General features: G+C 70.2%; 11 protein-coding genes. 6 read left to right on the forward strand and 5 right to left on the reverse strand.

What is annotated here, in order from left to right; genetic code table 11:
• Both AOK03_RS27180 and AOK03_RS27185 read right to left on the reverse strand, forming a co-directional pair.
• The coding region (locus tag AOK03_RS27180) for an alpha/beta hydrolase (protein WP_157869092.1) at positions 1-403 on the reverse strand (403 nt) is incomplete at its 3' end.
• Between the two features lie 172 nt (positions 404-575).
• Positions 576-2,072, reverse strand: coding sequence for a peptide MFS transporter (locus AOK03_RS27185; RefSeq protein WP_055567987.1), 1,497 nt, complete (start codon positions 2,070-2,072; stop codon positions 576-578).
• Between the two features lie 470 nt (positions 2,073-2,542).
• Here AOK03_RS27185 and AOK03_RS27190 point away from each other — a divergent pair, with 470 nt between their 5' ends.
• Both AOK03_RS27190 and AOK03_RS27195 read left to right on the forward strand, forming a co-directional pair.
• Complete coding sequence (locus tag AOK03_RS27190) at positions 2,543-3,220, forward strand: response regulator transcription factor (RefSeq protein ID WP_055567988.1); 678 nt, start codon at positions 2,543-2,545, stop codon at positions 3,218-3,220.
• Between the two features lie 64 nt (positions 3,221-3,284).
• Positions 3,285-4,562 (forward strand): ATP-binding protein, encoded by a 1,278-nt coding sequence (locus AOK03_RS27195; RefSeq protein WP_055567989.1) that lies wholly within the window; start codon positions 3,285-3,287, stop codon positions 4,560-4,562.
• Here the strand turns inward: AOK03_RS27195 and AOK03_RS27200 are convergent.
• Positions 4,559-5,068, reverse strand: coding sequence for a GtrA family protein (locus AOK03_RS27200; RefSeq protein WP_055567990.1), 510 nt, complete (start codon positions 5,066-5,068; stop codon positions 4,559-4,561). The genes AOK03_RS27195 and AOK03_RS27200 overlap by 4 nt on opposite strands.
• Positions 5,069-5,312: 244 nt before the next feature.
• Between AOK03_RS27200 and AOK03_RS27205 the strand changes: the two genes are divergently transcribed.
• From AOK03_RS27205 to AOK03_RS27215, 3 genes are read left to right on the forward strand one after another with little or no spacing between them, the layout of a single operon-like run.
• A complete protein-coding gene (locus AOK03_RS27205) occupies positions 5,313-6,446 on the forward strand; it encodes a 5-(carboxyamino)imidazole ribonucleotide synthase (RefSeq protein ID WP_306334428.1) in 1,134 nt (377 codons plus the stop codon).
• Positions 6,443-6,976 carry a 5-(carboxyamino)imidazole ribonucleotide mutase gene (gene purE, locus AOK03_RS27210; protein WP_079074983.1) on the forward strand — a complete coding sequence of 178 codons (534 nt, stop codon included), beginning with the start codon at positions 6,443-6,445 and terminating at the stop codon, positions 6,974-6,976. The genes AOK03_RS27205 and purE overlap by 4 nt, the downstream gene beginning before the upstream one ends.
• A 4-nt stretch (positions 6,977-6,980) precedes the next feature.
• Positions 6,981-8,165, forward strand: coding sequence for a dipeptidase (locus tag AOK03_RS27215; RefSeq protein WP_055567993.1), 1,185 nt, complete (start codon positions 6,981-6,983; stop codon positions 8,163-8,165).
• An 85-nt stretch (positions 8,166-8,250) separates the two neighbouring features.
• Here the strand turns inward: AOK03_RS27215 and AOK03_RS27220 are convergent, their stop codons facing one another.
• Positions 8,251-9,408 carry an acyl-CoA dehydrogenase gene (locus AOK03_RS27220; RefSeq protein WP_055567994.1) on the reverse strand — a complete coding sequence of 386 codons (1,158 nt, stop codon included), beginning with the start codon at positions 9,406-9,408 and terminating at the stop codon, positions 8,251-8,253.
• A 175-nt stretch (positions 9,409-9,583) separates the two neighbouring features.
• On the opposite strand from AOK03_RS27220, the gene AOK03_RS27225 reads away from it, so the two are divergent.
• Entirely contained in the window at positions 9,584-10,927 is a 1,344-nt protein-coding gene (locus AOK03_RS27225) for a UDP-glucose dehydrogenase family protein (RefSeq protein WP_055567995.1), read from the forward strand.
• Here AOK03_RS27225 and AOK03_RS27230 read toward each other — a convergent pair.
• A partial coding sequence (locus tag AOK03_RS27230; RefSeq protein ID WP_055567996.1) for a membrane dipeptidase occupies positions 10,924-11,784 on the reverse strand: 861 nt, incomplete at its 5' end. The two genes, AOK03_RS27225 and AOK03_RS27230, sit on opposite strands and share 4 nt — an antisense overlap.

The raw sequence follows: 11,784 nt of genomic DNA on the forward strand, positions 1-11,784 counted from the left end.
CCCCCGCCTGCAGCGCCAGGTGCCCGCCCGCCGACGACCCGAGCACGAGCGGCCGCCGCCCGCCGCCCTCCCGCAGCCGCACCCAGCGCAGTGCCGCGAGGACGTCGTCGCGCTGCGCGGGCCAGACCGCGTCCGAGGTCAGCCGGTAGTCGGTGTCGTACACGGTGAAGCCGCGCGCCGCGAACCACCGCGCCCACCCGCTCCAGTCGGTGTCCTTCGACCAGTAGCCGCCGTGCACGATGACGAGCGGGGGGCCGCTGTCGCCGTACACGGTGATGTTCTGGCGGGGATGTGTCCCGTAGCGGAAGAGCTGCCCGGGCGGCGGCTCGGGGGCCGCCTGGGCAGCGGCACTCGACGACAACAGCGCCCCACAGAGGGCAACGCTCAGCAACGTACGACGCATGGCGAGATGCTGCACCGCACGGCCGCACGCTTCCCGCGCAACGCCTCCGCACCACCTGTGCGGGTGGCGGGACGTTCCTCTGTTCGCACGCCCGGGCCCGTGGAAAGTGGAAGGCAGAAAGCGGAAAGGGCCGCTGCTCCAGGAGCAGCGGCCCTTCCTCACGTCGACAGGGTCAGTTGACCGAGCCCATGAGCTGCTTGACCTTCTTGCGGGACGTCCAGATCCCGAAGCCCGCCAGCACGGCGATGATCGCTTCGACGGCGACCGCCCCCGAATTGTTCAGGTCCACGCCGAGCTGCGGCGAGGTGAGCAGACCCGTCACGGAGTCGCCCGCGGTGACCGCGAGGAACCAGACACCCATCATCTGGGCGCTGTACTTCTCCGGGGCCATCTTCGTGGTGAGCGAGAGGCCGACCGGGGAGAGGCAGAGCTCGCCGACGGTCTGGATGAAGTAGATCGACACCAGCCACATCGGGCTGACCCGGCCGCCGTTGTTGGCGGTGTCGATCAGCGGGATGAGGAAGACGGCGAAGGAGATGCCGATCAGCGTCAGGCTGGACGCGAACTTGACGGCCGTGCTCGGCTCCTTGCCCCGCTTGTTCAGCCACAGCCACGCCGAGGCGACCACGGGGGCCAGCGCCATGATGAAGATCGGGTTCAGCGACTGGTACCAGGAGGTCGGGAAGTCGAAGCCGAGCAGGTTGTTCGTCGTCGAGCCCTTGCCGAAGATCGACAGGGTGGAGCCGTTCTGGTCGTAGATCATCCAGAAGACGGCGGCGACCACGAAGAACCAGATGTAGCCCGACAGCTTGGACTGCTCCAGCTCCGAGAGCTCCTTGTCGCGCTTCATGCGGGCGAGGACGGTGACCGGGATGACCAGACCCGCGATGATCAGCGGCATCAGGGCCCAGTCGGCGAAGTTGCCGGTCACACCCATGAGCGTGTAGAGCGCGGCGGCGACGATCAGCCAGATCAGGCCGTTGCGCAGGGCCGAGGCGCGCTGCTGCGGCGTCGCGGGCTGCGAGACCACGCTGCTCTGCGAGCTCAGGTGACGCGAGCCGATCATGAACTGGGCGAGGCCCAGCGCCATGCCGACCGCGGCGAGCGCGAAGCCGAGGTGCCAGTTGACGTTCTCGCCGACCGTGCCGATGGACAGCGGGGCGAGGAAGGCGCCGAGGTTGATGCCGATGTAGAAGAGCGTGAAGCCACCGTCACGGCGCGGGTCCTTCGGACCGTCGTAGAGGTGGCCGACCATCACGGAGATGTTCGCCTTCAGAAGGCCGGAGCCGAGCGCGACGAGCGCGAGGCCGGCGAAGAAGGTGGCCGAGCTCGGCAGCGCCAGCGTGATGTGGCCGAGGATGACCACGGTGGCACCGATGATGACGGTCTTGCGCGGACCCCAGAAGCGGTCCGCCATCCAGCCGCCCGGCATGGCGAGCAGGTAGACCATCGACATGTAGACGGAGTAGATCGCCGTCGCCGTCGTGGCACTCATGTTCATGCCGCCGGGGGCGATCAAGTACAGCGGGAGCAGTGCCTTCATGCCGTAGAAGCTGTAGCGCTCCCACATCTCGGTCATGAAGAGAGTGGCCAGTCCGCGGGGGTGGCCGAAGAAGGTCTTCTCGGAGCCAGGGGTACTGGCGGAGTCCTTCGTCAGGCTGGACGCCATGGGTCGATCCTCGTGGGTTCGGGACGCGCGCGGCAGGAGCGTGAGCGCGCCCGGTGGGGGGCGGTCGGCACCGTCGTCATGCCGCCCACCCCCACGCCCAGGGGGAGTTCACCCCGCTGAAGAGGCGAGGGGCGGTGACTCCGGGATCCACACCCTGGCGCAACCTCGCGCGCAGGGCCCGACCACAGGTCATTCCTTTCAAGGCTGGCCGGAGCCGGCCCGCACATAAAAGAGACCTAAGGCGCGCACAGCGGGCCAAAGGTCCTTGAGTAGTGCATCAGGCGTTGGGTCACCATACGACACGTCAGGGATGCATATGGAAGGACTTGAGAGATGGATCACAGGTGTCCCTGCAACCAACGGCACACAATCAAAGGTGTTTCTCAGAATCGCTTCCCATAGCCGCAGGGTCGCCCCTCCACTCTGCGATCACCTCCCTGCCGTTGTCCACTGCGGACTACCATCACTCCATGACCCGTGTACTGCTCGCCGAGGACGACGCGTCCATCTCGGAGCCGCTGGCCCGTGCCCTGCGCAGGGAGGGTTACGAGGTCGAAGTCCGCGAGGACGGCCCGACCGCCCTCGACGCAGGTCTGCAGGGCGGCGTGGACCTCGTCGTACTCGACCTTGGGCTGCCCGGCATGGACGGCCTGGAGGTGGCCCGTCGACTGCGGGCCGACGGGCTCACGGTGCCGATCCTCATCCTGACCGCGCGCGCCGACGAGGTGGACACCGTCGTCGGTCTGGACGCGGGCGCGGATGACTACGTGACCAAACCCTTCCGTCTCGCCGAGCTCCTCGCCCGGGTCCGGGCGCTGCTGCGGCGCGGCGCCACCGAGCCGAAGGAGGCGCCCGCCACGCACGGCGTGCGGATCGACGTCGAGTCGCACCGCGCGTGGATGGGCGACGAGGAGCTCCAGCTCACCGCCAAGGAGTTCGACCTCCTCCGGGTCCTGGTGCGCGACGCGGGCCGGGTCGTCACCCGGGACCAGCTGATGCGCGAGGTCTGGGACACGACGTGGTGGTCCTCCACGAAGACCCTCGACATGCACATCTCCTGGCTCCGCAAGAAGCTCGGGGACGACGCGGCGAATCCGCGGTACATCGCGACGGTGCGGGGCGTCGGTTTCCGCTTCGAGAAGAGCTGACGGCGCCCCTGCGGGGGCGGTAACTCCGCCTCCCCAGGGGCGCTCGATCCGCGACACTGGGTGCATGCGCCGTCGCCTGATCAACTCCACCCTCGCCGTCGTCCTCGTGGTCATCGCGGTCTTCGGGGTGAGCCTCGTCATCGTCGAGACGAGGACGATCAGCAGCAGCGCCCAGGAGCGCGTGGACTCCGAGGCGCTGCGCCTCGCCAGCATCGTCGACAGCCGCCTGATCAGCGAGGAGAAGATCAGCGGCGAGATCCTGCGCGACCAGGTCGCCACCGACCGTTACGCCCGCATCGAGATCCCCGGCCGCAAGGCCATCGAGATCGGCACCCGCCCCGGCGGCGAGGTCATCAGCGCCACCCGCCCCGGCGAGCAGGGCGAGCAGGTCACCGTCCAGGAGCCGAAGGCCGCGGTCACCCGTGAGGTCGGCAGGACCCTGCTGATCATCGCCGCCGTGGCGCTGCTCGCGATCATCGCGGCGGTGCTCCTCGCGGTCCGGCAGGCCAACCGCCTCGCCTCCCCGCTCACCGACCTCGCCGAGACCGCGGAGCGCCTCGGCTCGGGCGACCCGCGGCCCCGCCACAAGCGGTACGGGGTGCCGGAGCTGGACCGCGTCGCCGACGTCCTGGACTCCTCCGCCGAGCGCATCGGGCGGATGCTGACCGCCGAGCGGCGCCTGGCCGCCGACGCCTCGCACCAGCTGCGCACGCCGCTGACCGCGCTCTCCATGCGCCTGGAGGAGATCACCGTCACCGAGGAGCTGGACACGGTGAAGGAGGAGGCGACGATCGCGCTGGCGCAGGTCGAGCGGCTCACCGACGTCGTGGAGCGGCTGCTCACCAACTCCCGCGACCCGCGCACGGGCTCCGCCGTCGCCTTCGACCTGGACGAGGTCGTCAAGCAGCAGCTGGAGGAGTGGCGCCCGGCCTACCGCAGCGCGGGCCGCGCCATCGTCAGCTCGGGCAAGCGGCACCTGGAGGCGGTGGGCACGCCGGGAGCGGTGGCCCAGGTCCTCGCCGCGCTGATCGAGAACTCGCTGATGCACGGCGGCGGCACCGTCGCGCTGCGTACCCGCGTCACCGGCAACCAGGCGGTCATCGAGGTCACGGACGAGGGTCCCGGCGTCCCCGCCGACCTGGGGGCGCGCATCTTCGAGCGGACGATCAGCGGCCGCAACTCGACGGGTATCGGCCTGGCCGTGGCCCGGGATCTGGCCGAGGCGGACGGCGGCCGACTGGAGATGCTGCAGACACAGCCGCCCGTCTTCGGGCTCTTCCTGTCCCGTACGCCGCTCTCGAGGAGCACGGACAGCGAAGCGGAGGACAAGACGATCCGCTAGGAACGCCGTGCGACGGGCTTCTCGTCCGTCTCCTCCAGGAACGATTCCGCACGTGCGACGGTGGTCTCGCGCGCGGGCAGGGCCTTGAACACCCAGGTCCGGTACGACCAGAAGCGGAAGAGCGTCGCGATGCCCATGCCGAGGAACTTGAAGAAGTTGGCCTGCAGCCGGCCGTCCCAGCCGAACCAGTACGTCGCCGCGTAGAGCACGCCGTTCTCGATCACCAGGCCGACCGCGCTGAACAGCAGGAACAGCGTGAGTTCCTTGGTACGGCCGCTCTTGTCACGGTCCCTGTACGTGAAGTAACGAAACCCCACGTAGTTGAAGGCGATGGCGACGACCGTCGCGATCACGCTCGCGCGCACCACGTGGAGGTCGGTGACGTGCCGCACGAGGTTGAAGACACCGAAGTTCACCAGGGTCCCGACCGCCCCCACGGCACCGAACTTGGCGATCTCGCGCCCCAGCCGGTCCAGCCGCACGCGCACTGAGCCCCGTTCCGTCATGGTGTCGCCCCAGCCCCCGTCGATTGCGTACCGGTCGTTCGTGCCGGTCGTGTACGTGCCGACGGATTGTGATTCGGTCGTGTCGACCCAGCCATGCTAACCAGCGGGCATCACGGGCGCGCGCGGGCTCCCGGACACTGTGGCACCGCTGTGACAGGAGGGGGCGCGGAGCGCGGCTTCCGGCCGTTCCCCGGTGGCCGATACCGGCCGATACCCTGGGGGCGTGACGTTCCCGGTAGTCGGCATGGTCGGCGGCGGTCAGCTCGCCCGCATGACCCACGAGGCGGGTATCCCCCTCGGCCTGAAATTCAAGCTCCTCAGTGACACCCCGCAGGATTCCGCGGCGCAGGTCGTCAGCGATGTCGTCATCGGCGACTACCGCGACCTGGACACGCTGCGTGAGTTCGCGCGGGGCTGCGACGTGATCACTTTCGATCACGAACACGTACCCACCGAGCACCTACGGGCCCTGGAGGCGGACGGCATCCCCGTCCGCCCGGGGCCCGACGCGTTGGTGCACGCCCAGGACAAGGGCGTGATGCGCGCGAAGCTCACGGAGATCGGCGTGCCGTGTCCGCGCCACCGGATCGTGAAGGACCCGGCCGACGTGGCCGCCTTCGCGGCCGAGGGCGCGACGGACGGCGGCGACGGCTTCCCCGTGATCCTCAAGACGGTGCGGGGCGGCTATGACGGAAAGGGGGTGTGGTTCGTACGTTCCGTCGAGGACGCCGAAGACCCCTTCCGGGCCGGTGTCCCGGTGCTCGCGGAGGAGAAGGTCGACTTCGCGCGCGAACTGGCGGCGAACGTCGTCCGCTCGCCGCACGGCCAGGCCGTCGCCTATCCCGTCGTGGAGTCCCAGCAGGTCGACGGCGTCTGCGACACGGTGATCGCCCCGGCGCCCGGCCTGGACGAGGCCCTGGCCGGCGAGGCGCAGGAGCTCGCGCTGCGCGTCGCCAAGGAACTCGGCGTGGTCGGACACCTCGCGGTCGAGCTCTTCGAGACCCGCGACGGCCGCATCCTGGTCAACGAACTGGCGATGCGCCCGCACAACTCCGGCCACTGGACGCAGGACGGCGCGATCACCTCGCAGTTCGCGAACCACGTGCGCGCCGTGCTCGACCTGCCGCTCGGCGACCCGCGTCCGCGCGCCAAGTGGACCGTGATGGCCAATGTGCTGGGCGGGGACTACCCCGACATGTACACCGCGTACCTGCACTGCATGGCCCGCGACCCGCAGCTCAAGATCCACATGTACGGCAAGGACGTGAAGCCCGGCCGCAAGGTCGGTCACGTGAACACCTACGGCGACGATCTGGACGAGGTCCTCGACCGCGCCCGGCACGCAGCCGGCTATCTCAGAGGAACGATCACCGAATGACTGCACCCGTTGTTGGCATCGTCATGGGCTCGGACTCCGACTGGCCGGTGATGGAGGGCGCCGCCAAGGCGCTCGACGAGTTCGAGATCCCCTTCGAGGTCGACGTCGTCTCCGCGCACCGCATGCCGCACGAGATGATCGCGTACGGCGAGCAGGCGGCGGACCGCGGTCTCAAGGCGATCGTCGCGGGCGCGGGCGGCGCCGCCCACCTGCCCGGCATGCTGGCGTCGGTGACCCCGCTGCCCGTGATCGGCGTGCCGGTCCCGCTGAAGTACCTGGACGGCATGGACAGCCTCCTGTCCATCGTGCAGATGCCCGCGGGTGTCCCGGTCGCGACGGTCTCCGTCGGCGGCGCGCGCAACGCGGGCCTGCTCGCGGCCCGCATCCTCGCGGCGCACGACGCCGAACTCCTCGCCCGCATGCGGGAGTTCCAGCAGGAGCTGAACGACCAGGCGACGGAGAAGGGCAAGCGGCTCCGGGCCAAGGTCGAGGGAGCGGGTTCCGGATTCGGGTTCGGCTCGGGAAAGTGATCGCATGACATCTCTCGACGAAGCACGCGCCCTCCTCGCCGACTTCCCCGTGGTCGACGGCCACAACGACCTGCCGTGGGCCCTCCGCGAGAAGGCCGGCTACGACATCGACAAGCTCGACATCGCGGCCGACCAGCGGGGCAGCCTGCACACCGACATCGCCCGGCTGCGCGCGGGCGGCGTCGGCGCGCAGTTCTGGTCGGTGTACGTGCGCACGGACCTGACCGGCGACGCGGCGGTCAGCGCCACGCTCGAACAGATCGACTGCGTCGACCAGTTGCTCACCCGCTATCCGAAGGACCTGGCCCGCGCGCTGACGGCGGCGGACATGGAGAAGGTCCGCGCTGAGGGCCGCATCGCGTCCCTCATGGGTGCCGAGGGCGGCCACTCCATCAACAACTCCCTCGCCACGCTGCGGGCGTTGCACACGCTCGGCGTCCGCTACATGACGCTCACGCACAACGACAACATCGCGTGGGCGGACTCGGCGACGGACGAGCCGGGCGTCGGCGGCCTCTCGCCCTTCGGCCACGAGGTCGTACGCGAGATGAACCGCGTCGGCATGCTGGTGGACCTCTCGCACGTGGCGGCGACGACGATGCGGGCGGCCCTGGACACGTCGGTGGCCCCGGTGATCTTCTCGCACTCCTCGTCATGGGCGGTCTGCGACCACCCGCGCAACATCCCGGACGACGTCCTGGAGCGGCTGCCCGCCAACGGCGGCGTGGCGATGGCGACCTTCGTCCCGAAGTTCGTCCTCCGGGCGGCGGTCGACTGGACGCAGGCCGCCGACGAGAACATGCGGGCCAACGGCTTCCACCACCTGGACACGACGCCGGAGGCGATGAAGGTCCACGAGGCCTTCGAGGCGACGAACCCGCGCCCGGTCGCCACCGCCGCGACGGTCGCCGACCACCTCGACCACATGCGCGAGGTGGCGGGCGTCGACCACATCGGCATCGGCGGCGACTACGACGGCACGGCCTTCACCCCGTCCGGCCTGGACGACGTGGCGGGCTACCCGAACCTGCTCGCGGAGCTCCTGGACCGAGGCTGGTCGAAGACCGACCTCGCCAAGCTGACGTGGCAGAACGCGGTACGGGTGCTGGGCGCGGCGGAGGACGTCTCGCGGGACCTCCAGTCCCGCAGGGGCCCGTCGATCGCCACGCTGGAGCAGCTCGACGGCTGAGGCAAGGGCGCCCCTTACGGAGCACGAACGGTGCCCTCCCCCTGAAGTCAGGGAGAGGGCACCGTTACCGCTGAAGCGCCGCAGGCTACGGCAGGTTGCGCGCCATCACGATGCGCTGGACCTGGTTCGTGCCCTCGTAGATCTGCGTGATCTTCGCGTCGCGCATCATGCGCTCGACGGGGTAGTCACGGGTGTAGCCGTACCCGCCGAGGAGCTGCACCGCGTCCGTGGTGACCTCCATCGCCACGTCCGAGGCGAAGCACTTGGCGGCCGCACCCTGGAAGGTGAGGTCCTTGTCGCCGCGCTCCGACTTGGCCGCCGCCGCGTACGTCAGCTGACGGGCGGCCTCGATCTTCATCGCCATGTCGGCGAGCATGAACTGGATGCCCTGGAAGTCCGCGATCGGCTTGCCGAACTGCTTGCGCTCCTTGACGTACCCCTTGGCGTAGTCGAGGGCGCCCTGCGCGATGCCGAGGGCCTGGGCCGCGATGGTGATGCGGGTGTGGTCCAGGGTCTTCATGGCGGTCGCGAAGCCCGTGCCCTCCTCGCCGATCATGCGGTCGGCGGGGATGCGGACGTTGTCGAGGTAGACCTCGCGGGTGGGGGAGCCCTTGATGCCGAGCTTCTTCTCCGGGGCGCCGAAGGAGACGCCCTCGTCGCCCTTCTCGACGACGAAGGCACTGATGCCCTTGGAGCGCTTCTCCGGGTCGGTGACGGCCATCACCGTGTAGTACTCGGAGACGCCCGCGTTGGTGATCCAGCGCTTCACGCCGTTGAGCACCCAGGAGTCGCCGTCGCGCACGGCCCTGGTCTTCATGCCCGCCGCGTCCGAACCGGCGTCCGGCTCGGAGAGGCAGTAGGAGAACATGCCCTCGCCGCCGGCGAGGGGCGTCATGTACTTCTTCTTCAGCTCCTCGGAGCCGGAGAGGATCACGGGCAGCGAGCCGAGCTTGTTCACGGCGGGGATCAGCGAGGAGCTGGCGCACACGCGCGCCACTTCCTCGATGACGATGACCGTCGCGAGGGCGTCGGCGCCCGCGCCGCCGTAGCTCTCCGGGACGTGCACGGCGTGCAGGTCGTTGGCGACCAGCGCGTCGAGGGCCTCCTGCGGGAAGCGGGCCTCCTCGTCCACCGCGGCGGCGAACGGCGCGATCTTCGCCTCGGCCAGCGAGCGGATCGCGTCGCGGAGCATGTCGTGCTCCTCGGACGGGCGGTACAGGTCGAAATCAGCCGATCCGGCCAAGGTCTCTCACGCTCCAAGGACGCTAATTACCGTTAAGTAACCCAAATTTTAGTGGCGCCCCCCACGGGAGGGATACGTGAGCTTCGCGACAGCGGGAATCCGGGCCGGTGAGAGGCCGCGACACGCGGGACTATGCTCGTCAGCGCACTGAAGCCACAGACCTCTGGAGCACCGCATGGCCCTCAAGATCACTGTGATCGGCACCGGCTATCTCGGCGCCACGCACGCCGCGGCCATGGCCGAGCTCGGCTTCGAGGTGCTGGGTCTGGACGTCGTGCCCGAGAAGATCGAGATGCTCCAGCGGGGCGAGGTCCCCATGTACGAGCCCGGTCTGGAGGAGCTGCTGCGCAAGCACGTCGCGGGCATCGAGGGCTCCAGCGGCCGGCTGCGCTTCACCATGGACTGGGCGGAGGTCGCGGACTTCGGCGACGTCCACTTCATCTGCGTGAACACCCCGCAGAAGCACGGCGAGTACGCGTGCGACATGTCGTACGTCGACACCGCCCTGGAGTCCCTCGCCAAGCACCTCACCAAGGCGGCGCTGGTCGTCGGCAAGTCCACCGTCCCGGTCGGCAGCGCGGACCGGCTCGCGACCCGCCTCGCGGAGCTCGCCCCGGCGGGCGATGAGGTCGAGATGGCCTGGAACCCCGAGTTCCTGCGGGAGGGCTTCGCCGTCAAGGACACGCTGCACCCGGACCGGATCGTGGTCGGCGTGCGCAGTGAGCGCGCGGAGAAGGTCCTGCGCGAGGTGTACGCGGCCCCGATCGGCGAGGGCTCGCCCTTCGTCGTCACGGACTTCCCGACCGCGGAGCTCGTGAAGACCTCGGCGAACTCCTTCCTCGCCACGAAGATCTCCTTCATCAACGCCATGGCCGAGGTCTGCGAGGCCGCGGGCGGCGACGTCGTGAAGCTGGCGGAGGCCCTCGGCCACGACGACCGGATCGGGAAGAAGTTCCTGCGGGCCGGGATCGGCTTCGGCGGCGGCTGCCTGCCCAAGGACATCCGCGCGTTCATGGCGCGGGCCGGCGAGCTGGGCGCGGACCAGGCCCTGACGTTCCTGCGCGAGATCGACTCCATCAACATGCGGCGCCGCGGCCAGATGGTCGAGATGGCGCGCGAGGCGCTCGGCGGCGGGTCCTTCCTCGGCAAGCGGGTCGCCGTCCTCGGCGCCACGTTCAAGCCGGACTCGGACGACGTGCGGGACTCCCCGGCCCTGAACGTCGCCGGACAGATCCACCTCCAGGGCGGCCAGGTCACCGTCTACGACCCCAAGGGCATGGCGAACGCCCGCAGGCTCTTCCCCACCCTCGGCTACGCGGAGACGGCGCTGGACGCCGTCCGGGGCGCCGACGTCGTCCTGCACCTCACCGAGTGGCGCGAGTTCCGCGAGCTCGACCCGGCGGAGCTCGCCGCGGCGGCGGCCGCCCCCCTCATCCTGGACGGCCGCAACGCACTGGACCCCGCGGTGTGGCGCGCCGCGGGCTGGACGTACCGCGCGATGGGCAGGCCCGCGGCCTAGGGCCGGTCCGCCCCGTCCAGCCGGTCTATCGTCGCCGTCGACGCGGGCCGCCGGTCCCGCGTCGCCCGCGCCGTGAAGTCCGCGCCGCGCAGGGCGCGTTGGACATTGCCCCAGGTGAGCAGCGCCAAGTCGGCCTCGGGCCAGCCGCGTTCGACGAGCTCGGCGATCAGCCGCGGATAACCCGCCGAGTCCGCGAGGGACTCCGGGTGCGGCTCAAGGGTGTCGTACGCCCCGGAGAGGCCGACGCACTCCGGTCCCGCGACCCGGCGCACGTGGTCGAGGTGGTCCGCCACCGTGCGCACCGTGGGGCCGGTCCGCGCGGCGGCGAGCGGGACCAGGCACAGGCCCTTGGCGGCGCCGACCTCGGTGAGCAGCTCGTCCGAGAGGTTCGCCGGATGGTCGTACAGGGCTCGGGCCCCCGAGCGCATGAAGACCACCGGGGCCTTGGAGACGGCGAGCACCCGCCGCGCCGTCACCTCGGCGGCGCCGGACAGGTCCGCGAGGACCCCGAGCCGGTTCATCTCCCTGACGACCTCCTCGCCGAACGGCGTCAGGCCGCCCGCACCCGCCCACGAGGTGCCGCTGAGGGTGACCACGCACAGGCCCAGGCCGTGCATGGCCCGCAGCGTGCCCAGCGAGTCGCCGAGCGCGGCGCCGCGGGCCGGGCCGATGAGGGTGGCGATCCGGCCGCAGTTGCGCGCGTCGGCGGTCTCCGAGGCGTTGCGGGCGAGCCGCAGGGCCTCGGGGTGGGCGGCGACGACGTGCCGCACCAGGTCGATCTGTTCGAGCGTCGCGCGGACGGTGCGGTCGTCGCCCGGTCCGTCGGGCACGTGCACCGACCAGAACTGCGCGCCGAC

This window comes from Streptomyces atriruber (assembly GCF_001418325.1).
GTDB classification, from domain to species: Bacteria; Actinomycetota; Actinomycetes; order Streptomycetales; family Streptomycetaceae; genus Streptomyces; species Streptomyces atriruber.